Here is a 25,271-nt window from a genome sequence, read left to right on the forward strand (position 1 = left end):
AAAACTAGAAAAAGCCAAAAGACCTTCAACGCATATACAGAAGGTCTTTTGGCTTACTATGATTGAGTAGCTCTTTCATTGATTCTCTACTTTTTCACGTCGATACTGATTAGGCGATACGCCGATCATTTTTTTAAAAGCGGTACTGAAATAATGTTGTGAATCATAACCTACTTGGAGCGCAATATCTAAAATAGAGTGATCGGTTTCTTTGAGTAAATGGACTGCTTTTTGTATGCGAACTTGTACCAGTACATGGATAAAAGAATGACCTAGTTCACGCTTCATCAGACGGCTTAGATATGTGGGAGATACTTGCAATACTTCTGCTAACTTTTCCAAGGTTAACTCGGGATTATGATAATGAGATTGAATATAGTCTCTTGCGCGTCTCACCAATGGAGATAAACGAGATTGACCATCCAATTGTAATTTGGCATGTCGGTAAGCATGTGTCATCACTTGACTGTAATCTACAGATGGTTCTGAATAGACAGAAAGATCGGTTAGCCTATCTTCGATATGAATCTCTTGCTCTATTTTAGCTACAGGTTGTAGATGTACCTGAACATGTAGACCGATATAGTCTTTCACCACAGTCATCATCTCATCGGCTTGTTGCTCATACTGATGGATCGATGGGGAATCATCATGTTCTTGCTCCATATTCCATGTACAGATCACCAGTAATCCTGATGATTCTCTACAAATGACAAGCGGAGCAGGCTGTAACAGTTCAGCAGCAATATTGCCAATCGCAAACAGCATTAATTGTTTATCTTGTTCTTTGAGCATCGGTCTTCCTTCGGCATGACCAGACCAGCGAATTAATGTCAATGTGTCTGGTAATCTTACGGGTAAATGCAAAAAGGATAACTGTTGCTTGATCTCATCATGATGAAGTCTGCCACTTAACCAATCCAGACAAAACTGTTCTTGCAACAATGACGTATTTTTCTGTATTTGATCGGTCGCTAATTTCAAATATTGTTCTTGATGTAAAGAGCCGTTCATTTCTGTGCGTATATGGTGAAGCACATCATACAGATGAAGAGGATCCACAGGCTTGAGAATATAATCTTTGACCCCTAACCGAATCGCTTCTTGCGCATACTTGAATTCATCATGTCCGGTAATAATCACAAATCGGCAATGTGGTCGTTCAGTACGTAATCGCTTCATCAGCGAAATCCCATCTAAAAAAGGCATGTTCATATCCACAAGCAAAATATCAATATGCTGTTCCATCGCCATTTCTAATGCTTCTTCTCCATCTTCTGCTTCTGCGGTAACGATCATCCCCAGACTGTTCCAATCGACGCAATCTCGAATCCCTTCACGAATAATCGGCTCATCATCAGCGATCAATACGTTATATACCGCACTCATTTATGCTCGTCTCCTTTACTTTCTATTTTGCTTTGCAAAAATCATTTTTTCATTAGACTTGGTCGCGCTTCTGGTGCCAAGCGCTGGGCATATTCCATAACAGTGGTTGGGTGACTTGGATGGTTGTGCCGCCTTCTGGGCGTGGGCAGATTTGGACACCGTAGCTTGTTCCATAGGCGAGGTGGATACGGGCTTGAATATTTAATAATCCGTAGCTACCTGTCGGTTCTGGGCCTTGTTGTCCGATCCATGCGAGCGGTTCAGCCAGTTGGTGCTGTATTTGAATCAATCGTTCTTCACTGAAGCCTGCACCATCATCGCTGATCGTATAGACTAATTTATCTTCTTGTTGTTCAGCAGAAATATGAATTTTTCCAGGGCCACGTCTGGCTTTGATGCCGTGGTAGATTGCATTTTCTACAATGGGTTGTAGCAATAATTTCATCACATATACGTTATGAACAGATTCTTGTATATCGATATCATATTGCAGTCGATCACGATAACGAGTTTTCTGAATTTGGAGATAGCTGACGATGTGCTGTTCTTCTTCTGCAAGGGTGATCATATCACTACCACGACTTAGTCCAATACGGAAAAGTTTGGATAGTGCATCGACCATACTTGATACATCGTCTGCACCTTTCTTTTGCGCCATCCAATGGATTGTGTCTAATGTATTGTATAGAAAATGTGGACGAATATGAGCTTGTAGACTACGTAATTCGGCTTCTCGTTTTTGTTGCTCTTTTTGCTGATTCAGTGAGATAAGATTACGAATCTCATTCATCATCCGGTTGAAGCTACGACCCAGCATTCCAACTTCATCTCGCCGATTACTGATATAACGAGACGTCATATCACCTGATTCCGCTTTTTGCATTAACGAAGACAGTCGATAGATCGGTCTAGAAATTGAGCTCGCTAATCCATAGGAAGCAGTTAGCCCTGTAAAGCACACACAAAATAGAAAAATAACGATATAAAAGCGAATCGTGCGCGCTTCGGCGACGGATTCACTAAATTGAAAGACACCTACTGTTTTCCAACCGGTATATGATGATGTCCGATAAATAAATTGCAATTGCTGTCCTTGTATTTCTTCTGTAAATACATTCTCAGACTGGCGCAAGGAAGCAGCCAACTTCGCAGGAATACTTTGCATAAAAGTGTCTGATGGTGCATAGATAACATGTCCACTCGGATCGGTTACCATCAGATACCCTGTTTTGCCCAGAGTGACATCTTTGGCAGCTTGAGCAATGACTCTTAATTTGAGATCGATCAAAATAACCCCTTTCACTTTACCTGTTGTGGGGTCATTGATTGAACGTACGACTGTGACTACTTCATCCTCACCATAATTAGCATGACTGGTAATATTACGACCGGATGGATGTCCGATAATGGTGAAAATCCCTTTTTGCTTGATCGCTTGTTGATACCATTCTTCTTGCGTCAGACTTCGATTATATCTAGCGTACAGTTCATTACTGATATAATCGCCTTTGGTATTTACAATTAAGATCCCTGCAATCTCAGAATAAACAGTAGTGAATCCTTGCAAAAACTGCCGAATCTGATAGGTTGATGTATCGGAAGCATCATTTTTGTTTAACGATTGACCGGCTAGAAATTGATCGACATTACGGTCAAAGCTAATCAGATAAGTGATACTTTGCATATTTTCCATATAAGTATCTAACGTTTGGTTGACTTTGTTAATTAATTGCATCGTATTGGCAGTTACCTGACGCTCAATAATTTGATTGGATGTCCAGTTCACCATGATGCCTAGTAAAATAGCAGGCAAAATACCTACCATCAGAAACAAAACGATTAATTGATGACGCAAAGGTAAATTTTCAGGATGCCAGTACCGCCAATCTTTTTGTAACCATCGACGTATCCATTTATTTCGCATAATAATCAGCCACATTTTCTTGAGTAACCACAGAGATTCCGGTATCTACACGAACAGGTACAGGGGATACAATTCCACTTAGCGAGCGAGCAGGAACCGTTAATCCATGATGCAAATGAAATAAGTATTGTAGCGACCAGTACCCCATATTCCATGTTCCTTGCGCGATCGTGGCATTGATTGTACCTGACTTGATCATATCTAACGTTTCTTTATTAGTATCAAAGCTAATAATGACAGGCTTACTTGAACCTGTACGTCCAGACTGTTCTACCGCTCGTCCTACCCCATAACTTCCAGTCGCTTCGGTAATAAATATACCTTTGAGATCAGGATATTGACGTAGCAATTGGGTCGTAATCTGTTCTGCTTTGACGGCATCTCCTTCATGATTTTCTACTGCAATAATCTTCATCTGAGGATAGCGATTTTTTATTTCTTGTTCAAATCCTTGTGTACGCTCTTTATGATTTTGTTGATTGGTTAACGTGATAATCGCTATTTTACCTTGATGCTTCGTTAACTTTGCCATCTGATCAGCGGCTGTCGTGCCTGCATTGGTATTGTCTGTCGCCAGAAAAGAGTACGCTTTACTGCCCGAAGCTTCTGCATCGAACATCACGACAGGAATACCTGCATCTACCGCTTTATTAACTGACTTTACAAGAGCTGGTGAATCGATAGCTGAGATAGCAATTCCTGCGGGCTTTTTGGCGATAATCTGATCCAACACAAGTGCTTGCTCACGAGCATCATATTGAGTCGCTCCACGGTATTCAACCGATACATTTAGCGCTTCAGCAGCATCTTCAAATCCTTTGAGTCCACTTTTCCAGTATTCCATGCCTGATTGGAAAGTAACCATGACATAATTTTCGTCAATATTCCCCTTTAATCCCTGCTCTGTCCAAGCCGCAGATTTCTCGTCTAATCGATATTGCATAATATAAATAATCAGAGCGCCGATCAAAATCATATAGATCAACAGCATTTTACGCATAATTCGATATTCCCTCCAGATCCATTCCCTGCACAATCTTCATATGATCTAATATAACTCAAATCAATTATTAAGAAAACGCTTTAATTAGAAGTGCTTGCAACGATTAACTTTGTGTTCTCCCTAGCATTCTTTATTTAACAAAAGAGGCCACTCTTTCGCAATCATAGCGAAAAAGTGACCTCTTCTATCTATATTCATTTTGTACTCTTTATTGCTGATTGATCTTTCTTACACTTGATGGTCAAATACAATACGTTCTGACGGATGTTCAGGCAAAATCGCAGCGATTAACTTTTGCACAGCTGGATGATTCGATTGCATCATGGATTGGTGCATATCATCTTGATAGACCAGTTCACCTTGATCAATTACCATCACACGATCACAGATTGTCATAGCTGCTCGAATATCATGAGTCACAAATAAGTACGATAATTGATGCGTTTTTTTCAATTCAGCTAATAAAGATAAAATCTGCATTTGATTGACCATATCTAGACTGCTAACCGACTCGTCTAACACGATTAACTTGGGATTCAGTGCAATGGCTCGAGCAATATTGATTCTTTGCAACTGCCCTCCACTAAACTGATGAGGACGCTTGTTGCCATCTTCAGCACGAAGTCCAACCTGCTCCAGCAGTTGCGTCACCCGTTGCTTATGTTGTACAGATGTCAGCTTCTCGTAATTATCTAGCGGTTCACCAATAATCTGTGCAGCTGTCATCAATGGGTTCACCGCAGAATAACAGTCTTGAAAAACAACCTGTAAGTCCCGTCGTATGCGGTGACGTGTGGGTGTATTCACACGATATAGATCCTGACCTTCAAATAAAATCTGTCCTTGTGTCGGCTTTTCCAGACCTAGTATAATGTTGCCCAGTGTACTTTTCCCTGCTCCACTCATCCCAAGCAGACCCAGACAACAACCTTTTTCTAAAGTAAAAGAGATGTTATTTAATACGGGAGTAGGTGGTGTTCGGCGCAACCAATGACTACGATTCGCATACTGATGGCTGATATTGGCTACTTCTAACAAGTCATCCCCTCCTTTATCGTCTACAATTCAATAGCTGTTGAAGAAGACAAACGATCCATAATCGCTGTTGGACGTGACCGAAGCAACATCTGCGTATACTCATGTTGAGGTTGGTCAAAGATCTGAGTCACTTCTCCTTGCTCTACAATCCGTCCTTTGTACATCACAACCACTTCATCAGCCAATTGAGAAATAACGCCAAGATCATGAGATACCAGTACTATTGAAGTTCCACATTCATAACGAAGTCGATCCAGTTCACGCAGAACTTGCAACTGATTCACAACATCAAGCGCTGTAGTCGGTTCATCTGCAATAAGTAATGACGGTTTGAGACACATTGAGATAGCGATCATCACTCGTTGCAACATCCCTCCACTTAGCTGAAATGGATACTTTTTCAACAACTTATGCGGATCAGGAAGATTCATACTGGCTAACGCTTTGATAGCTTGCTGTATCGCCTGTTGCTTGGATATGCGAGTGTGAGTACGTAATGTTTCTACAAATTGCGATCCAATCGTATAGACAGGGGTAAAAGCATTCATAGGATTTTGCATAATAGACCCTATTTCTTTACCACGTATCGTTCGCATTTCTTTATCTGATAGAGTTCCCAGATCACGTCCATTGAGCCGAACCGTACCTGAACATTCCATCTGGCGTGGTTGAAGTAAGCGTAAAATAGCATGACAAGTTAACGATTTACCACTACCGCTTTCACCAACAATCCCAAGAATACGTCCTTTTTGAAGTTTAAAGTGAAGTGGCTCCAGTAAAGGGATAAGACCTGCATTTGATTTCAGTTGTACTTGTAAATGTTCCACTTCTAATACATGATCTGTGCCCGCTGTCATATGTGCCTCCTTCTGTATACCACTATGCACGATTAACGTCTTTTGACCCCGTATTTTTCTGACAAAGCTTCACCGAGAATATTAAAAGTTACTACGACTGCAAGAATAAACATACCGGGATAGATCATTAATTCAGGATGACTACGAATATAGCTGGTTCCTTCATGAATCATAGCGCCCCATTCTGCATGAGGAGGTTGTATACCCAGCCCTAGAAAAGAAAGAGCAGAGATATCCATAATCGCCCAGCCCATTTCCAATGTACCGATTACAATAATAGGTCGCTGTATATTAGGAATAATGTGTTTGTAAATGATTTTCCATGAAGAAGATCCGCTAATGCGTGCCGCTGTTATAAAGTTTTGTTGCTTCAAACTAACGACCATATTTCGGCAAACCCTTGCATAATATACCCACTGTACTAACATCAGTGCCAGCAATACTTGCATCAGTCCGGGACCGAAGATTCCGACCACTCCGAGCACAAGTACCAGATTGGGAAAAGCCATAATCCCTTCACACAGACGCATCAATATACTGTCGATCCAACCACCCATATAACCAGCCAATGCGCCTATAATAAGACCAATGCCTAAAGAAGATATGAAGATCACCGTTGCAAATCCAAGAGAGATACGTGCACCGTACAACAGTCTGGATAAGGTATCTCTTCCTAGATGATCGGTACCTAGCAGATGTTCTGCTGAAGGGTCTTTGAGCTTTTGCAATAAATTTACTTTTATCGGATCATGAGGAGCAATCCATGGCGCTAACAATGCAGCTCCAAAAAAAATAATAATCAGTATAGAGCAGATCATAATCGCTTTTTGCCCTAAAAATATAGCTTTCCATCTTTTGATCAACGTTTCGCCCGTCCTTTCAATGAAATTCGCGGGTCCATATACAATTGCACTAGATCAACCAACAAATTGCATAGAATAAACAAACAAGCGGCAAAAAAGATATAACATTGAATAACCGGAATATCCCGATTAAAGATCGCTTCTACAAAGTAACGACCGAATCCAGGCCATGAAAATACCTGCTCTACAATAATGGTTCCAGTTAACAACTTGCCTAAATTGATGCCCATTCCGCTAATCAGAGGCATGATTGCCATTTTGAGAACATGTTTTAACATAATGACTCGTTCTCGCAATCCTCTCATCCGTGCGTATTGTACATATGTTTCTTGAAGCTGATCGAGCATACTCGCACGTAACAGCCTTGTATATACTGCGATTAGCACCATAGATAATGTCATTGTTGGCAATACTAGATTTCTCCAATCCCCACGTCCCTCTACAGGTAACCAGTCTAACTTTACCGCGAAGAAGAAGATCAATAGATAACCTAGCCAGAATTGCGGAATCGAAGCACCGAGATAAGCAATAATACGACTTAACATATCGATCCAACTGTTTTTGTAAACAGCGGCTAATACTCCTAGTGGAATACTGACTAATGCTGAAAATAACATACTCCAAAAGGCTAATTCAGCAGTAGCAGGAAGCTTGGAGACCACTTCATTCCAGACAGGCTGATTGGTTAGATATGATTTGCCAAAATCAAGGGTAGCGATATTCCCTAAGGTATGGACATATTGCACAAGTAACGGACGATCCAGTCCAAATTCATGCCTTTTCTGCTGTAACAATTCATCTGTCGGATAGATATGAGCGGCTGTCAAATAAGCTTCGGCTGGATCAATAGGCGAAATATGAATTAAAGCAAATGTAATCAGTGTAGCGATAAAAACGATCGGTACAATAGCGACGATTCGTCTACCGATATAACCAATCATTGGGCATTCAATGTAATCCCGGAGAATGGATTCTCATCACGGTTAGCCGGGAATACGAATTGGGCAATATTTTTATGATAAACTGCTGTTTTCTTAATATACGAAATAGGTACGATCGCTGATTGTTCTTGTAATGTTGTCAAAATCGAACGATACAATTCTTGACGCTTGGTCTCATCTGTTGAAGATAATGTGGCACGAATCTGCTGATCCAATTCTTTTTTATTCGGTACAGCACTAAGCGTCTCCGAAATACCAAACCCGGGACTTGCTACCACATTAATAAATGAATGAGGATCATAAGGTGCACCATAGTTATACCAGAAATACAAATCAAAATCGTTCGCTTTTAAGCGCTTGATCTGTACCGTCAGTTCTAGACCGGAAAGATTGACTTTAGCGCCTAATGCTCCCCATTCCGCTTGAATCGTTTCTGCCATCGCTTTTTGAATAGGGTCTGTTTTGTCATAAATCAATTCAAATTCTAGGGGTTCTCCATTTTTCTCACGTACGGTTCCACCTGCTGGCAATTTCCAACCAGCTTCATCCAGTAAAGCTTGAGATGATGCTACATTATACGTAACCGGTTTGAGATCAATATTGGTATACGGATAGTTTTTGGACAATAGCGAATCCGCAGGTTCTTCTAGACCAGAAGTGATGCCTTCAACCATATCTTTTTTATTAAATCCTTGATTAAGCGCTGTACGTACTCTGATATCTGCTAATTTGGGATTAGATGAATTTAACAATAGACTACGTGTACCTACAGGTTCAGATAACTGAGTGGTATACTCTTGATTTTCACGAAGTTGATTGAATGCATCCAGACTGATTACACCTTCACCATAGATCAGATCAAGATCACCTTTTTCAAAAGCAGCGACCCGTGTCTCTGCATCAGGAATGATTTTGATAGTAACTTGTTGGACATCAGGAAGCGTTCCCCAGTAATTCGGATTCTGCTTAAACACAGCATATTCATCTTGCTTATATTCTGAAAGTAACCACGGTCCTGTTCCAACAGGTTCTTTGATGCCTTCAGCAGTATCACCGTTATCAGGGAATCCAGCTGCACCTAAGAAACGGAATGGACGTACAACCGATAAATCTTGCAGTACAGGATAATAAGGTTCAGTTAACGTTAAGCGGAACGTATGGTCATCCACCACTTCTGTCTGGTCAATCACTCCTACAATTCCTAACCAGCTATGTGTATCTTTATGCTTTAAGACGGCATCAAAATTTTTCTTTACGATGTCAGCATTAAATGGAGTCCCGTCTGAGAACTTCACATTTGGACGCAAATGAAATGTATAGACTTTACCGTCTTTGGAAATATCCCACGACTTCGCTAAGGCAGGTGTTAGCTTCCCATTGGATTGATAGCTGACCAACGGCTCATACATCATGGATTGGGCGAATAATTGAGAAGGATTATATGTATGCGGATTCATTGTTCCGATATCACGAGGCCATGACATGGTGATTGATTTGGGAACCGCTTTGTTATCCGTTGCAGTTGTACTGTTCTGATTGCTACTGCATCCAGCTACGACCAGAAGAATAGCAACCAATACGATCATGATCGGTGTAACTGATTTTTTAGAATAAAATGACTTCAATAATAAAACCCCTTTTCTCTCTTATCTATCAAACATGATAATGATTATCATATTCATTTAATAAGAATAGGGATGGTTAAATGTTTTGTCAATCTAATTGTTAGCGTATGTACAACGATTGACAATTTAACCCTAAATAATACCAAAAAAACCTGCACTCGTTATACGAGATACAGGTTTTCTCCATACTATATTGACATATTCTACGAATAATCATTCATCATTTATGCACGTTTTGCTAATTGTACGGTTGCTTGAATCGCCGCTTCAATTTCACGTTGAACAGCATTTGCAACTGTATCTGTATTAGGATCATATTCTTCAGCTAGATCGGCATCGGCATAACCATCTAGAGCTACAATCGCTCCTGCACGAATACCACGTAGTGAGGCGATAATGTATAGTGCTGAAATTTCCATTTCAACAGCTAAAGCGCCTGCTTGTTTATACTTTTTATGTGGAAATTCTTCGACTCCGTTGAAAAAGACATCCAGTGTAACTGTAATCCCCTTTTGTACAATGCCCTCACTTTGACGTGCCGCTTGATATAGCGCTTCGGTAACCTCGCTATCTGCTACAGCCGGGAACGCTTCAGGAACGAGCTGACGAGTTAAGCCGTCCGTACGGACTGCCGCTGTACTGACAATCAAGCTACCTGCTGGATGATCCGCAGAATACGAACCTGCTGTCCCTACACGAATAATGGTTTTGACACCCGCACGAATCAATTCTTCAAAACAAACCGCTGCTCCAGGAGAACCTACACCATGACTTACAACAGCAAGTTCGATCCCATCACGTGTACCGACAAAACTACGATATTCACGACTAAATGCTAATTCCCGTGTATTGTCTAACAATGAAGCGATATGAGCAGCACGCTTAGGATCACCACAGACAATGGCGTATTCAGGTACATCTTCACTATTGATTTGCAAAATAGGCATTAACATTGAATTAATCAAACTCCTTTTTTGTCCATTCATCTTCCGGTATCGGCAAAGCTTCACCAGAGAAACGTTGTTCGGCAAACGGATCAGCTTCATTATGAAAACCATTTTGCTCCCAGAATCCGGGGCGGTCTTCTTTCATAAATTCAAGTCCTGTTATCCATTTGGCGCTTTTCCAAAAATACAAATGCGGTACCACTAGACGCACAGGATATCCATGCTTGGGTGTCAGTGGCTTATGATCATAATGATACGCTAGCAATACATGTTCAGACAATAGGTCAGCCAGTGGAACATTGGTCTCGTAATCGTTACCGCCATGTACCATAACATATTTTGCTTCTGGCTTGACTTGCAATACGTCTAACAGATCACGAAAACGTACCCCTTCCCACAGCGTATCAAATTTCGACCAACGGGTCACACAATGAATATCGCTCGTCATCTGTGACTTGGGCAAAGCTTGCAAATCAGCATACGACAATATCTGTTCTTGCTCCACTTCGCCAAATATTTTCAACTGCCATGTGTCTGTATCCACATTCGGTACATCACCTTCATGAAGAATCGGAAACGTTTCTGTTAAAAACTGTCCGGGTGGCAAGCGATCGGCTTGTTCTGCTAATAGATTTTTGGAAAAAGGAACTTTAGCATTTTTGATCCGTTCTGCTTTATTTTTCAAACTATTCTCTCCTTTTCAGTTCAAATTAACGCGAGCTTCCGTTGGCTCGTTGAGCATCTTTGAGATAACTACGATCTTTGAAAAAGAACATCGCTACCAGTGTCACAATATACGGTAACATCTGTGTGAATTGAGCAGGTAAAGCAAAACCTTGTAGACGAATACTAAATGCATCCATAAAGCCAAACAGTAGACTCGATGCAACTACACCAATCGGATTGGATTGACCTAACATCGTCGCCACCAATGCGATAAATCCACGTCCTGCGGTCATGCCTTCTGTAAACATAGTTACTTGTCCAAGTGATAATTGTGCTCCAGCTAGACCGCATAATACACCTGACATTAATACGGCTCCATATTGAATACGACGCACAGGAATACCCAGACTTTGAGCAGCAACAGGATTTTCACCTGCGGCACGTAAGCGGAATCCACTAACCGTTTTGAATAGATAAATTTGCATAAGAATAGCGGCAAAAAAAGCTAAATATACAAGTGGTGAATGACCGGATACAATGCCACCTAATACCGGAATGTCTTTGATCACCGGAATATCCCATTTCGGCAACCCCATCATATTTTTATCGTAATAAGCGCCTTTCACATCGAAGATCGCTCGTAGACAGAATGTTGTTAATCCTGCGGCTAAAAAGTTCATTGAGATCCCGACTACAATTACATTTGCCCTCAGATTAATACTGATATAAGCAAAGATCAGCGAGAATAACATGACACATAAAATCGCAAAAATAATAGCCAACCACACATTGCCAAGCAAATGATTACCCAGTATTGCAGAAAAGGCTCCAACCAGTACCAGACCTTCCAAACCTACATTAAACAGTCCAACCCGAGCACAGATGGCTCCACCCAGAGCAGCGAGAAGAATTGGCGTCACAATACGCAACATGGAATTAAATAGAGACACATCGAATAACTGATCCATTATTTCTTCTCCTTTCTGCGTTTGAGGAACGCATAGCCAAACCGAGCCGATACAAATAGCGTCAATACCGCTTGAATAACGCTAGCTACTTCTAAAGGTACATTGGTATTACGTTCTACACCCATCGCACCTGTCTGTAATGCCGCCAGTAAGATACCTGCTACCGCTGTTCCTAACGGATTAGAAGAAGCTAACAGTGTCGCCATAATTCCGCTCCATCCATAATCTGCGGAAGCAAGTGCACCATCTAGATAGCGATGCTGGGTACCGAGTACTTCGCCTGCGCCTGCTAGTCCAGCCAGTGCTCCACTGGTTAACATCGCTACGACCATCATCCGCCCTCTTTTCACTCCACCATAAGCTGCAAAAAAAGGATTGTTTCCAAGCATCCGAATCTCATAACCGGATACACTTTTTTGTATAAAGATGTACAATGCTATTGCTGCTACTATCGCTAGAATAAAGCCAGCATGTAGACTCATACCGGAAAATAATTTGGGTAACCAGATACTTTTGTCGATCATAGGTGTCTGTGCCATCGCTGCTGACCCACTTTGATCTTTCAAAGGAAAAGCGACCATATAGCCAGCAAATAATGAAGCGATATAGTTCAATAACAAGGTAGAGATCAACAAGTTAATACCGAATTTGGCATCCATATAACCTGCAAATAGTGACCATAACCCACCGATTGCCATCCCTACAACGAGAGATACCACCAATACCATCCAACCCGGTCCGGGTAGATATAGAGCGGTAATCGCTGCGGCGAGTCCACCCAGTACCATCTGTCCGGTAGAACCCATATTGAAAAATCCCGCTCGAAAAGCAAGCGCAACACCCAATCCTGTTAAAATAATCGGTGTTGCCCGGGTTAATGTATTGGTTAAAAAGTAAAAACTTCCGAACGCACCATTCCACATTTCAGCATAAGTATCAATTACGGAATCGCCTAGTAAGACTATGGCTATCGCTCCTGCAAGCAAACCGATAATCACAGCGATAATCGGTTGTAGAAGCGCAAATAGATTTCGTTTGAGTCTGGTCATAGTTGGCGCTTCCCTCCTGCCATTAATAGACTGATCTGCTCTTCGGTGGCTTCTGCGGCAGATAATTCTCCTGCAATCGCACCTTCATACATCACCAGCACACGATCAGATAATTTAAGAATCTCGGTTAACTCGGAAGAGACTAACAAAATACCATCGCCTGCTTTGCACTTGGCAAGCAGTTCACCATGGATCGTTTCCATTGCGCCTACATCAACCCCACGAGTAGGTTCCGCTGCAATCAAAAATGGTTTATTTTGGGCAAATTCACGGGCGGCAATTAACTTCTGTAGATTACCACCGGATAGAAATTGAGCTTGAGTATCCAGTGATCCTGTTTTGATTGCAAAACGTTCTACCCATCCACTAACTACTTTACGAAGTTTATGGCTTTGAATAAGACCGCCTTTTTTGTACTGATGTTGATGCCCCATTAAGCCATTATCCAGTACAGTTGCTTCACGCGAAGCTCCCCACATATACCGATCTTCTGGAATATGAGCCATGCCTTGCTCTCTGATCGCCCGCACTGAATCTCCGGTTACATCTTTCCCATTAAGCTCTACGATTCCGCTATCTGGCTGAACAAGCCCTGATATAACCTGCAACAATTCAGATTGTCCGTTACCTGAAATGCCTGCAATTCCTACAATTTCACCCTGACGTACAGTTAGCGTGACATTATCTAGTAAGGGCTTAGCGCCTTTGGCTCCAGCAAGAGTTACATTTTGCACATGCATCACAGACGCACCCGGTTCATTCGCTACTCTACTCATTGGAATCAGATCACGTCCAACCATAAGACGAGAAATCTGCTCTTCATCGGTTGTATTGGATTCCATATGTCCGGTGATCACACCATCACGTAGCACTGTAATCCGGTCTGCCGCTTCCATGACTTCATGTAGTTTGTGAGTAATTAGAATAAAGCTTTTCCCTTGCGCAGCCAGACGTTTAATCGACTGTAATAATTCTTTCACTTCGCTAGGCGTTAGCACACCTGTAGGTTCATCCAGAATAATCACATCTGCGCCTTGATATAATACTTTCAAAATTTCAGTTCGTTGTTGCACACCAAGAGGACAATCTCCTGCTTTGCGCCACGGATCAACAGGCATACCATACATTTGTCCGAGTTCATTCACTTTATCTGCCGCCGCTTTGCGGTCGAATAATCCACTACGCTTCGGTTCTCCACCGATCACGATATTTTCAGCCAGTGTAAAACTTGGAAATAACATAAAATGCTGATGTACCATGCCAATCCCTTGCCGAATCGCTTCAGATGGATCATGAAAATGAACTTCTTTACCATTGATCATAATGCTACCGGAAGTCGGTTCTTCCATACCGTATAACATACGCATTAAGGTGGTTTTACCTGCACCATTTTCACCCACGAGGGCATGAATTTCACCTTTACGGACATCGAAATTGATATTGTGATTAGCGGTAAAATCGCCGTATTTTTTAGTTATATTTTTCATTTCTAATAACAACGTCATCGGTGTAAACCTCCATTCCAGATTACAAAGTACCTCAGATAACAACAAAACCGGCTGCTCGGTATAGCAGCCGGTTAGATCAACTTGCCGTGCTTATCATATCTACTATTTTTGTGCTAACGGATCTTTAACAACGATCTTACCTGCGATAATATCATCACTGATTTTTTTAACTCTAGTGATCACATCTTCACCGATAAAAGGACTCAGCTTCGATGTACTGTCTGTTGTGACAAAAGTAAGACCTACACCTTTTTCTTTCAATCCATAAGCAGTAGAACCAAATTTAAAGTTACCATCGACGAAATCTTTTACAGTTTCGTAAGCGACTGCATCTGTTCCTTTTAATTGAGACAATACCACATGGTCTGGATCTTCAACCGTACGGTCAGTATCTTGACCGGATGTGTATAAGTTTTTCTCTTTTGCGGCTTCAAATACACCTAGATCACTTGTTGCTGATGCGCCAGCTACAAAGTCAGCGCCTTGACCGTATTGTACTAATGCTAATTCTTTGGCTTTGGCTGGATCGTTAAAGCTACCTACATAACCGATTAAGAATTTGGCTTTCGGATTTACAGAAGCCAATCCTTCTTTGAAACCTTCACTATATTTTTTAAGCAATGGAACATCTTGCGCTGCTACCATACCTACTACATTTGTTTTTGTTGCTAGTCCTGCTGCTGCTCCTAATAGATAAGAAGCTTCATATTCACGGAATCCTACGCTACGTACGTTAGGAAGATCTACACTTGTATCAATGATAGCAAATGATTTGTCAGGATTTTCTTCAGCTACTTGTTTCAACACATCTTCTGCTTGGAAAGTCGCTGTAATGATCAGATCATAATCTTCTGCTACAGTTGCACGCATATTTTGTTCAAAAGCAGTAGGGTCAGAAGATTGGATTGTTTTAGTCTCTACACCAAACTCTTTTCCTGCTTTTTGGAAACCTTCATCCATTTGAACAAAAAACTGGTTAACCCCTATTTCTTCAGGAAGAACAAGAGCAATTTTCATCTTTTTACCTGTGCCTTCAGCACTGCTACCATTGGACGCTGATTGTTCGGAATTAGACTCACCAGAACTACATGCTGCTAATAATGCGAACACCATAACCATAGTAATTACGAACATTAAACGCTTCTTCATTCTTTTTTATTCCCCATTCCATCCAAATTTAACGTATGTTTTCACTAATCCTAAGAAATTTGTCGCCTTTTGTCAAACCTTTTTTAGGTAATATGCGGAATAAACAATCATTTTATAACAAACTAATCTCTTATTCCGCCAAATCCGTTCTCAAACTTTTATATTACTTTAATATGGTTAAGACTGTTACACAAGGGTTTTCACTGATTTTTGACTTAAAATCAAATATAAAAAAAGCCCTGAACAATAATGTTCAAGACTTTACGTATCTATAAAATAATTTTTCGTATGTTTTTAAACGATTACCGTTTACACAGACTCATGATCCTGCTTCGGGTAGCCAGCTATCTTCTCCTGCTAAAATACGTGCTACTGTATATTCTTCTACTTCAGTTCGATCTAATAGCGAACTCCAAGATACTCTTTGCTCTCTAAAAGCTCCTGCACCTTGATTACCATATTCTTTATAGATGACAGAGGATTCGGCTTCAGTCTTATTCCAGTTATGCCAACCTTCAGGATGAATATGCCCACCTATATCACATCGTACAAATGCTACTTTGGCATAATTGCGCCACGGTCTTCCCAAATAAAAGCTATGTGCTGGTGCATCGCTTGTTAACTGACAATCGATAAATACATAGCCATACTTTACATCTTCCGGCGTAGAAGCCGCTGTTAACCATCCATGAATAGGCGTATGATCGATAGCTTCTGAATTTGAACCTTCTGGATTAACAGAACCTTGAGACAGAAGCGCTCGCTTTCTAGCAAAAATCTCACACTGCTCAAACACAGCTGTTGCTGATCCAAAAATAAAATCGACATTTCCTTCTATATAACAGTGCTTATAATATTGACGTTGCTTACGGCGAGGCGCTCCCTCACGAGGTCCTCCGAAGGTACCACGATCTATCGGTTGAGGCGGTAACGGCCCGGTGAACAACGTATCTTGCTGTCCAATAAATCGACAATGACGAAAAACAGCTCGATCACTATCCACATACATCGCTAATGCTTGCCCTACTTGCTCCCCTGCACCAGCAGTATTGATAAAAGTTACATGTTCTGCACTAAAATCATCACTACCTACAAATACGGTATACGAATAAAAGGTGTGATATAACGATCCATCAGGAAACGTTTTGCGTGCATAATCATTATAAGTAATAACAGTAGGTTGATCAGAATCCCCAATCAATCGAACATAAGGCTTTTCAATATGAAGTTTTTCATTATAGATGCCTGCTTGAATATAAATAGTCGTCGGATATTCTCGATCAGGTGGTATCGCATCAATAGCACTCTGAATGCTAGTATAATCACCACTTCCATCTAACGATACTGTTATTTCCAATAATGAAGCTGGAATATACTGCACAGTGTACCCTCCTCACTTAAGTGGCTTGGTATAAAGCAACCGATTGACGATGATATAATTGCGGTTGGATTACTACAGGATATTGCACCTGTTCTCCCCGAATTAAAGCAACAATCAATTCAGCAGCTTGAATAGCGAGTTCATCTAATGGCGGTCCAATCGTAGTCAAAGCCACTTCTGCATATTGCATATCCGGCAGATCATCATAACCGATTAACGAAATATCGGAAGGCACTTTGTACCCTGCTTCCAATAAAGCTCGTAAAGCTCCACGTGTCACCATATTATTCAATCCGATAAAAGCAGTCGGTGCATGTGCAGTCCATTCATAATTGCGGATAGCAAAATAACCATCTTCCCATGAAGAATATGCAGGTAAAATATAATCTTCATTCCATTCCAATCCTGTGCGCTGTAGAGCTTCACGATATCCCTCTAGCTTGATCGGTTGAGAATTGCCGATAAATCCAATCTGTGTATGACCGTTGTTTTTGAGATGCTCTACTGCTTTGTAAATGCCTTCTTTACGATCAATTTTGATATATGGAGAATTAGGAGAATCATCTGTTCCTAGTACAAAACAGGGAATCTGAATATTAGCAAATCGTTGCCAGAATGCAGCTCGATCAGTCATTTCATAATCCCAAAAAATACATCCATCCACTCGTAAATGATCTAAAACGTCCATGCCTTCATCGGCAACCACCAGAATCATCTGATATCCTAACTTTTTCAATTCGGCATGTAGATTACCCGATATATTAGCAAACAGTGGATTGTTCAGTTCATCCAGTACAAATCCTATAATGTTGCTTCTGCCTGAAGATAGCTGTTGTGCCATAATATTTTTACGATAATGATGTTTTTCAGCTACAGCCAGTACTTTCTCACGTGTAGCTGGTTTGATTCGTGGATCATGATTTAATGCTTTGGACACTGTGCTATAGCTAACGCCCGCTAGCTTCGCAATGTCTTTGATCGTAATCATATAACACCTTCTTTTTCTTAAACGATGGGTGACTATTCTATTATATAGGGTTGAGGAACCATTTTCTAAGTCGATAGCGCACAATAAGCATGGGTTACTTTTTCTGAGCAGCTAGATAACGATCGTATTGAGCTTGTTTGTTAGCAATCACTTGATCGATATTCATACTTTTGAGCGTATTGATATAATCATCGAATTGATCCAATCCTAGACTACCACTAACAAATTTGAAATTCATTTCTTCAACATAAGTCGTAATATCAGGCATCGACATGCTATCTGTACTTGCTTCTTCCGGTAAAGCATAGACAAACGGGAACGGAGGATGAATATACGATTCTAACTTTTTATCTAATTCAGAATGCCATGCAGGCACTAACGCATCTGCGGATTCAGCCGATTGAATATTAGGCAAATTGACAGGACCTATGCCTAGCTTCTGAATATAGTCATTGTCTTGTCCTTTGGTTGTAAATTGTTTTTTGCCATCTTTTTCTGTATACGTATCGTCTTTGATTCCCCAGGTATAATACGTTTGTGCTTCTTCACTAACTGCATAATCTAGAAATTTAAATGCTAACGCAGGATTTTTACTATCTCTTGAAATACCGAAAATACCACTTACCGGTGTGCGTCCGACATAAAATTGATCTCCGTTGGGTCCTTTAAGCGGAAGAATACCTTTGAAGATCGGCTCTTTCGGATTGTAATCTTTGAATAATGGGCTATAGACCATCGACATATACCAGCTAAAATTAAACGTAGCTCCTGTTACATTCTGCGAAATTCTCGAAGTCACCTGATCGCTGGTTGTACTTGCATAATCGACACCCAACAATCCTTCTTTGTATAGGCTATTAAGGTAGGTTAAGTATTGCTTGTAAGCAGGTTCATTATAACTAAAATGCACTTTTCCTTGATCATCCGCATAAAATTGGTTCGACAAATCTAATCCAAATACAGGACCAAATGCCATTTCTAAAAACTTAGGTTCCATCGACATTGGAATTTCATCTGCTTTGCCATTTCCATTCGGATCTTTTGCTTTAAATTGGCGCAACATCTCGGTAAATTCATCCAGTGTAGTCGGTTCTTGTAACCCTAATGTTTGGAGCCATCGTTCATTCACCATAAACACAGGCATATAGTTTTTAGTGAGCGTCTGCTGCGGAACATAATACATTTTCCCATTTGGTGTAGTTAGACTTGCTTTGACATCTGGTGATTGGTCATAGATTTTTTTCAAATTCACACCATATTTTTCGTACAATTCATCAATCGGAATCACAATACCACTATTGATATATTTCATCAATTGATCTTGATCAGGCATATAAATAATATCAGGCAAGTCTACACCTGCGGCAAGTCTTGGATTTACTGCATCAGCATAGTTTTGAGGCGGAATAAGATCCCAATTGGCTTTGATACCAGCATTATCAGTAATTTTTTGTACGATTTGGGCATGTGCTAGATCGACATTGGTTGTCCACGCATTGGTGGCAAGTATCGATAACTCTGCATCCTTTATCGCTGTAACAGGTCCTTTCCCTGTATATGTAAAATTCGGTTCTGCTTCCATTGGGGCACTGGTCTGTGCTCCATTCCCTGCGCTATTACAACCTGCTATCCCTGCTGCTAATACAGTCACCAGTACTAATTTACCTACTTTTTTAGCCTTCATTCTTCTTGCCCCCTTTATGATCATCCATCTGTAGTGCATTCCACTTCATAACACATTGCTTATCTATTTATCCTTTTACTGCACCCAATGTAATCCCTTTAACAAAATAACGTTGAATAAACGGATAGATCGTTACAATAGGTAAAATACTGACCACGATAGACACATAACGTACTTGCAATGTCGATACTGCTAATGCACTGGTAGACATAGATCCGCCCATTTTCTGCATCACTTCAGGTGAAGCCATAATTAATACTCTGCGCAAAAACATCTGTAACGGCTGTAAATCCTGTTTGCCCAGATATAACAGAGCCGAGAAAAAGTTGTTCCAGTGATAGACTGCATAATATAGCGTCAACACTGCCAGTGTAGGCTTAATGATCGGAATCGCTAATTTGAATAACATCGTAATATCGTTCGCTCCATCAATGTTAGCGCTCTCAAATATTTCATTCGGTATGCCTTCAAAAGCAGATCGGCAAATCATGACATTGAACGTGATCACCAGTACAGGTAGCACCATTGCCCAGCGTGTATTGTAGAGCCCTAATGAAGTAATCAACATATAGACTGGGATCAATCCACCGGAAAAGTACATTGTAAAAGCGATAAAGAAGTTCAATTTGCGGCGTAAAAAGAATCGAGGTCTGGATAAAGGAAAAGCCGCCAAACAGGTAAACAAAATATTCAGCACCGTACCTACAACCGTATACCAGAGCGTATTATAAAACGACACCCATAACTCTTGGTACTGCAATACCATTTTGTAGCCCGATAACGTGAACCCTACTGGAAACAAAATCACTTTCTGTTGATCTATCGCTTCGACCGAACTAAATGAAATACTCAACACATACAAGAACGGATACAAAGTCACAATAATTGCGACAATCGTCATCAAGTAAATCAACCCGTAAAAGGTGCGATCACTTAATGATTTTCTAGTCGTAAAGGTGTTGCTGTTGATATTCACATACGGACGATGTGGACTGTCGAGCATAGACTTTTTCATGGGCGTCTCCTTTTGTCTATCTGGTGGCTAACCTGTATCAAAATCTACCAGAGAGACATATTGGTCATACGTCTTGTGATCCGGTTCACTGTGAATACAAGTACAAAAGTAATAATTGAATTAAACAAACCTACCGCTGTGGCAAATCCATAATTCTGTCCTTCTATTCCCATTCGATACACATAGGTGGATAATACATCTGCCGTCTCATACGTTGCACCGTTGTACAATAAATATACTTTTTCAAAACCTACACTCATAATGCCACCCAGAGATAACAGCAACAAAATAACAATCGTAGGCTTAATACTAGGTAACGTCAGATGCCACAATTCTTGAAATTTACTAACACCATCAATCTTGCCCGAATCATACATTTCAGGATCAATACTCATAATCGCAGCGATATAGATAATGGAACTGAATCCAAAACTTTGCCAGATTTCAGAACTGGTAAAAATCGTTCGAAACCAACCCGCTTCCATCATAAAATTAACTTTTTCCATACCGAATCTTGCTAACAATGTATTCACAATTCCATCAGCTGGGGATAAAAAATTAATTAACATACCTGCAACGACAACTGTGGATATAAAATGAGGTAAATACGTAATCGTTTGTGCGAATCGTTTGAAGACTTGATTTTTGATCTCGACGATACATACAGCGAACAAAATAGGAATACCAAAACCAAAAAGTAGAGGTAAAAAAGCGAGTAAAAAGGTATTGCGTAACAACCGCCAGAAGTAGATCGAATGTACAAATTGAGCAAACCACTGTAGCCCTACCCAATCTCCACCGAAAATGCCATGTCCTGGTGTAAAGTTTTTGAAAGCAATCAGTACACCGGGCATAGGAATATACATAAAGATCACATAGTACACAAAAACAGGTGCAAACATAATCAATAAGTACTTATCACGCTTGATCAATTTCATCAGTGAGATTGATTTTTTATCCACTATATACCACTCCCTTTCACTACTTCAACCATCATACTTTCTGATATTCAACTTAATTACAACGTTGTAATTTTAGTATAAAAGATAAGAGTATGAACAAAATATAAAAGTATTATCAATTTATCATATATAAATATAATGACTCTCTTGTATCTTGTATATCTCTTTTTCTTTTAAATTACAACGTTGTAATTTTTTCCTTTATGAATACGCTTACATTCGTTTTTGTTTATTCTAGCAGACTCTTTGTTTTTTGACAATCATTCTCTTTGAAATACATATTTATTATTTAGGACCTGCATTCGCTTGAACAATATTTGGTACATTAGCTGCTGGATCTAGTGAATAACTATACGGGAATGAAGTGCCACCCGGGAAGGCTGCTCCAGTAGCTGATGTGCCTGTGACTGCATTATACACATTATTGCGTTCATAGAATTTATAAGCATCTCCGTTGCTATCTAGACCGATCTGATTACTGTTATTCGTTTTGTAGAAATAGTTATTTTCCGAAAAAATATTACCGCCACTACCGATCTGTGCTGCATTGTATTGTTGCTGTGAATAACCTTGTGCATTGTTGCCCGATGGTGTTGTACTATTATCAAAATAGTTATCATACATATGCACATATCCACGTAACAACGGGCGTCCTTTCATATTCGGCCCGAACCAGTTATGATGCATAGTCACATGTAATTTGCCACCACCGTAAGTATAGGAATCATTTTTGTTCGAACCGATAATCAGTGCTAAACGTTCAGAAGCCAGATCTTGATTGCTTCCTACCCAGTTCCAGATCGGATTCGGATTCATATTCAACCAGCTGTCTGTAAAATAAAAGTGACTGTTCGACAAGGTTGCGTAATCTGAACCCTGTGAGATCACAAATAGATCATCACTGATATTATACATAGTGACATGATCGACTAAAATATTACTCGTGCGACGGAAAGAGACGCCCAAATAGTTAGTACCGATCCCGCCAGGCTGTGTATCTGCTCCGCTCAAATTTTGTAAATCTTTGATATTCCCATAAAACGTAATATTTTTGATGACTACATTTTCAATATTGGTTCCTGCCGGAAGATTTTCCCCACTAAATTTCAACTGAATATTTTGTAATACTGCACCACCACCGCTTGCGCCTTCAATCGTGGTATTATTCCAATTGGTTGTAGCAAACGTCAGTGTTAATGGTTTGGCTCCACCATAAATATTGCCTTTAATCACAATATGATGTTTACCTGCGTTAAACGCATTTTTCAATTCAGCAAGTGTAGTTACTGTAACAGCGGCTTCGTTCGATCCTGTTGTTGTTGCATAACCACCAGTCGATGCTGCATGTGTATAACTCATTGTGAATCCTGGAAATAACAATGTGGATAACATGATGACACTGAGTACGGACATCGTCATACCTGCGAAAGATTTTTTACTTCTTTTGGTCATTGTATACCCTCCTGAATGATTTATAGTGGTGCAGTTATACCCTGTCTGCCGAACTTTGTTCTATACCATTTCGCTACTTATCGGCTCCTTTCTATCGCTGATCCCATATTACTCTTTTGCGATGTATCCAATTATATATTTCTATGTATGTTTATTCCATATACGATTAACGATGTATTTTATGGTTCTATTTTCATATTCGATCTAATAAGAAATAGATTATTTAATTCAATAATTACATATAAGAATAGCGAAAATAATATCTTATCTTTATTTTTCAGTAAACGGTCAAATAAACCCGATGAAATTGCAAAAAGAAAACGAGTTATCCACAATCTTAAAAGCGTGTTTTTATAGAGGTCAAATTAAATTTTTACCCGCTTGTGGATATGAAAAACGAATACCAAATATCCTTATCTGTCTGATCGTCCATATTCACCAACGCACAAAAAAAGGATCAGAAAAGTATAGTTACATACTTTTCCAATCCTCTGGATCACACTATATTTACGGATGCTAGATTTACCTGTTCAACGCTATTAGAAATGAAAGCCGACCCGACCTTCACTGTTTTGAAGCCAGACACCTTTACGACTCTTATCTAGCTCTCCACGTAGCCCTTGAATCAATTCTTTCATATCCAATTGACCATCTTCATGCCAGTGTAATGCTGCTGAGATATACAATTCGCCCAGTTGAGCAAAGGTAAATCCTTCGGTTAATTTGGCTGTTTCCTGTACAATCTCTTCTCCTGCAAATTCATGCAGACGTTTGCGATAGAAAAATTCAGAACGCAATTTCTCATCAGGTAGTACAATTTCATAAGCACGGTCAAATCGTCCTGCACGATTCATCAAACCTGGATCGATTTTTTCAGGATAATTGGTTGTTCCGATTAGAAATACACCTTCTTTGGAAGTAGCTCCATCCAGTGTATTTAAGAAGAACGACCGTGCGTCTTTGGGCATCGAGTCGATATCTTCGATCACCAGTACCATCGGTGTCATCCGAACAGCGGCATCGAACACTTCTTCGATCGATTCACTGCTTGTATACTCGGTAATCTGCCAGTATGCTACAGGTCCCGGTACGCTACCAGCGATTGATTTCACAAGGGTTGTTTTACCATTACCCGGATGCCCGTATAGTAAAATACCACGTTTATACGGAATATCATATGTTTTGTAAAAAGAACGATCTTCTGCAAAAAAGCGATCTAGCGAACGATAAATATCTTGTTTGATCTCTGGAGCCATAATCACGTCATCACGAGAAACCGCACGACTCACCGGCTCCATTTGGCGATTAATGCCATGACGTGTATCTGTAAACACTGTCACACGGCGCAAACTTTGTTCACGTTGACGCACACGGACATCACCTAGAAATTTCAATAATGATTCATCACTTGTTGCGAAAACAAGATCTTCACTACTCACGCCATGTGGACGGAATACGGGCATACGTGCTAATGCTACGCCTGCTTGCGCATACGCAAATACATTATTCATCACAGATGGATGTACACAATAATCTGGCTCTGTACGATCTCCATCATAGACAAAAGTACGTTCTTCCAAACGATCATAAATACGAATCACATGTTCTACATCAGTACTGCTATGACGTAAGTCTTCATCAAGCAACTCCCAATATTCGGTATTCGGATCACTGCTTGAATATAATTTATAAGTCACTCCATAACGCGATGTTAACGATTCTTCGATGCCTTTAATAACCCGTGCATAATCTGCATATTCGGTAGGTAATTTTTGTTCATCGGTTGTATAAATTACAATCGCTTCAGGAGTGTTTTCACTTTCAATCGGTTCTACATTTGTATGACTTGTCTGAAAAAGTGA

At 40.3% G+C, this 25,271-nt stretch carries 21 protein-coding genes; all 21 read right to left on the minus strand.

The genetic code is table 11. The features are described 5' to 3' along the window. Window positions 1-75: 75 nt before the first annotated feature. On the minus strand, window positions 76-1,389 hold the full coding sequence (locus tag RCP16_RS14135; protein WP_308640592.1) for a response regulator transcription factor: 1,314 nt from the start codon (window positions 1,387-1,389) through the stop codon (window positions 76-78). A 52-nt stretch (window positions 1,390-1,441) separates the two neighbouring features. Continuing rightward, window positions 1,442-3,313 carry a cache domain-containing sensor histidine kinase gene (locus tag RCP16_RS14140; RefSeq protein WP_308640593.1) on the minus strand — a complete coding sequence of 624 codons (1,872 nt, stop codon included), beginning with the start codon at window positions 3,311-3,313 and terminating at the stop codon, window positions 1,442-1,444. After that, complete coding sequence (locus RCP16_RS14145; protein WP_069326645.1) at window positions 3,303-4,313, minus strand: substrate-binding domain-containing protein; 1,011 nt, start codon at window positions 4,311-4,313, stop codon at window positions 3,303-3,305. The genes RCP16_RS14140 and RCP16_RS14145 overlap by 11 nt, the downstream gene beginning before the upstream one ends. Before the next feature lie 231 nt (window positions 4,314-4,544). Next, window positions 4,545-5,354 carry a nickel import ATP-binding protein NikE gene (gene nikE / locus RCP16_RS14150; RefSeq protein WP_273593374.1) on the minus strand — a complete coding sequence of 270 codons (810 nt, stop codon included), beginning with the start codon at window positions 5,352-5,354 and terminating at the stop codon, window positions 4,545-4,547. A gap of 20 nt (window positions 5,355-5,374) precedes the next feature. Next, window positions 5,375-6,211 (minus strand): ABC transporter ATP-binding protein, encoded by an 837-nt coding sequence (locus tag RCP16_RS14155; protein ID WP_308640594.1) that lies wholly within the window; start codon window positions 6,209-6,211, stop codon window positions 5,375-5,377. A 32-nt stretch (window positions 6,212-6,243) separates the two neighbouring features. After that, window positions 6,244-7,074: a nickel ABC transporter permease subunit NikC gene (gene nikC, locus RCP16_RS14160; RefSeq protein ID WP_137221109.1), complete on the minus strand. Its 831-nt coding sequence runs from the start codon at window positions 7,072-7,074 to the stop codon at window positions 6,244-6,246. Continuing rightward, on the minus strand, window positions 7,071-8,015 hold the full coding sequence (gene nikB / locus RCP16_RS14165; RefSeq protein ID WP_137221111.1) for a nickel ABC transporter permease subunit NikB: 945 nt from the start codon (window positions 8,013-8,015) through the stop codon (window positions 7,071-7,073). Before nikB ends, nikC begins: the two co-directional genes overlap by 4 nt. Continuing rightward, complete coding sequence (nikA, locus tag RCP16_RS14170) at window positions 8,012-9,601, minus strand: nickel ABC transporter substrate-binding protein (RefSeq protein ID WP_308642489.1); 1,590 nt, start codon at window positions 9,599-9,601, stop codon at window positions 8,012-8,014. The genes nikB and nikA overlap by 4 nt, the downstream gene beginning before the upstream one ends. A 263-nt stretch (window positions 9,602-9,864) precedes the next feature. Further along, window positions 9,865-10,593 (minus strand): nucleoside phosphorylase, encoded by a 729-nt coding sequence (locus tag RCP16_RS14175; protein WP_069326650.1) that lies wholly within the window; start codon window positions 10,591-10,593, stop codon window positions 9,865-9,867. A 4-nt stretch (window positions 10,594-10,597) separates the two neighbouring features. Continuing rightward, complete coding sequence (locus RCP16_RS14180) at window positions 10,598-11,272, minus strand: sulfite oxidase-like oxidoreductase (RefSeq protein WP_069326651.1); 675 nt, start codon at window positions 11,270-11,272, stop codon at window positions 10,598-10,600. Between the two features lie 25 nt (window positions 11,273-11,297). Then, window positions 11,298-12,221, minus strand: coding sequence for an ABC transporter permease (locus RCP16_RS14185; protein ID WP_069326652.1), 924 nt, complete (start codon window positions 12,219-12,221; stop codon window positions 11,298-11,300). Then, on the minus strand, window positions 12,221-13,270 hold the full coding sequence (locus RCP16_RS14190; RefSeq protein ID WP_069326653.1) for an ABC transporter permease: 1,050 nt from the start codon (window positions 13,268-13,270) through the stop codon (window positions 12,221-12,223). The genes RCP16_RS14185 and RCP16_RS14190 overlap by 1 nt, the downstream gene beginning before the upstream one ends. Continuing rightward, window positions 13,267-14,775: an ABC transporter ATP-binding protein gene (locus RCP16_RS14195; protein ID WP_308640595.1), complete on the minus strand. Its 1,509-nt coding sequence runs from the start codon at window positions 14,773-14,775 to the stop codon at window positions 13,267-13,269. Before RCP16_RS14195 ends, RCP16_RS14190 begins: the two co-directional genes overlap by 4 nt. A gap of 105 nt (window positions 14,776-14,880) precedes the next feature. Further along, window positions 14,881-15,927: a BMP family lipoprotein gene (locus RCP16_RS14200; RefSeq protein ID WP_308640596.1), complete on the minus strand. Its 1,047-nt coding sequence runs from the start codon at window positions 15,925-15,927 to the stop codon at window positions 14,881-14,883. A 319-nt stretch (window positions 15,928-16,246) separates the two neighbouring features. Then, the gene (locus RCP16_RS14205; RefSeq protein WP_308640597.1) at window positions 16,247-17,308 is read right to left on the minus strand and encodes a pectinesterase family protein; all 1,062 of its coding nucleotides are present in this window, start codon (window positions 17,306-17,308) and stop codon (window positions 16,247-16,249) included. A gap of 16 nt (window positions 17,309-17,324) precedes the next feature. Further along, window positions 17,325-18,296, minus strand: a complete 972-nt coding sequence (locus RCP16_RS14210) for a LacI family DNA-binding transcriptional regulator (protein ID WP_069326656.1) — start codon at window positions 18,294-18,296, stop codon at window positions 17,325-17,327. A gap of 94 nt (window positions 18,297-18,390) precedes the next feature. Further along, window positions 18,391-19,980, minus strand: coding sequence for an extracellular solute-binding protein (locus tag RCP16_RS14215; protein WP_308640598.1), 1,590 nt, complete (start codon window positions 19,978-19,980; stop codon window positions 18,391-18,393). Between the two features lie 67 nt (window positions 19,981-20,047). Then, the gene (locus RCP16_RS14220) at window positions 20,048-20,995 is read right to left on the minus strand and encodes a carbohydrate ABC transporter permease (RefSeq protein ID WP_241669256.1); all 948 of its coding nucleotides are present in this window, start codon (window positions 20,993-20,995) and stop codon (window positions 20,048-20,050) included. A 44-nt stretch (window positions 20,996-21,039) separates the two neighbouring features. Then, window positions 21,040-21,957 carry an ABC transporter permease gene (locus RCP16_RS14225; RefSeq protein WP_308640599.1) on the minus strand — a complete coding sequence of 306 codons (918 nt, stop codon included), beginning with the start codon at window positions 21,955-21,957 and terminating at the stop codon, window positions 21,040-21,042. A gap of 285 nt (window positions 21,958-22,242) precedes the next feature. Beyond that, the gene (locus RCP16_RS14230) at window positions 22,243-23,409 is read right to left on the minus strand and encodes a pectate lyase family protein (protein WP_206665594.1); all 1,167 of its coding nucleotides are present in this window, start codon (window positions 23,407-23,409) and stop codon (window positions 22,243-22,245) included. A 539-nt stretch (window positions 23,410-23,948) separates the two neighbouring features. After that, complete coding sequence (locus RCP16_RS14235) at window positions 23,949-25,235, minus strand: AAA family ATPase (RefSeq protein WP_069326858.1); 1,287 nt, start codon at window positions 25,233-25,235, stop codon at window positions 23,949-23,951. Window positions 25,236-25,271 lie beyond the last annotated feature (36 nt).

It is taken from the genome of Paenibacillus nuruki (assembly GCF_963311185.1).
Lineage (GTDB): Bacteria > Bacillota > Bacilli > Paenibacillales > Paenibacillaceae > Saccharibacillus > Saccharibacillus nuruki.

Coding starts and splice junctions, on each gene's coding strand:
- RCP16_RS14135 (WP_308640592.1), bottom strand. CDS start 1,389: ATGAGTGCGGTATATAACGTATTGATCGCTGATGATGAGCCGATTATT.
- RCP16_RS14140 (WP_308640593.1), bottom strand. CDS start 3,313: ATGCGAAATAAATGGATACGTCGATGGTTACAAAAAGATTGGCGGTAC.
- RCP16_RS14145 (WP_069326645.1), bottom strand. CDS start 4,313: ATGCGTAAAATGCTGTTGATCTATATGATTTTGATCGGCGCTCTGATT.
- RCP16_RS14155 (WP_308640594.1), bottom strand. CDS start 6,211: ATGACAGCGGGCACAGATCATGTATTAGAAGTGGAACATTTACAAGTA.
- nikB (WP_137221111.1), bottom strand. CDS start 8,015: ATGATTGGTTATATCGGTAGACGAATCGTCGCTATTGTACCGATCGTT.
- nikA (WP_308642489.1), bottom strand. CDS start 9,601: ATGATCGTATTGGTTGCTATTCTTCTGGTCGTAGCTGGATGCAGTAGC.
- RCP16_RS14175 (WP_069326650.1), bottom strand. CDS start 10,593: ATGTTAATGCCTATTTTGCAAATCAATAGTGAAGATGTACCTGAATAC.
- RCP16_RS14185 (WP_069326652.1), bottom strand. CDS start 12,221: ATGGATCAGTTATTCGATGTGTCTCTATTTAATTCCATGTTGCGTATT.
- RCP16_RS14190 (WP_069326653.1), bottom strand. CDS start 13,270: ATGACCAGACTCAAACGAAATCTATTTGCGCTTCTACAACCGATTATC.
- RCP16_RS14195 (WP_308640595.1), bottom strand. CDS start 14,775: ATGACGTTGTTATTAGAAATGAAAAATATAACTAAAAAATACGGCGAT.
- RCP16_RS14200 (WP_308640596.1), bottom strand. CDS start 15,927: ATGAAGAAGCGTTTAATGTTCGTAATTACTATGGTTATGGTGTTCGCA.
- RCP16_RS14210 (WP_069326656.1), bottom strand. CDS start 18,296: ATGATTACGATCAAAGACATTGCGAAGCTAGCGGGCGTTAGCTATAGC.
- RCP16_RS14215 (WP_308640598.1), bottom strand. CDS start 19,980: ATGAAGGCTAAAAAAGTAGGTAAATTAGTACTGGTGACTGTATTAGCA.
- RCP16_RS14220 (WP_241669256.1), bottom strand. CDS start 20,995: ATGAAAAAGTCTATGCTCGACAGTCCACATCGTCCGTATGTGAATATC.
- RCP16_RS14230 (WP_206665594.1), bottom strand. CDS start 23,409: ATGACCAAAAGAAGTAAAAAATCTTTCGCAGGTATGACGATGTCCGTA.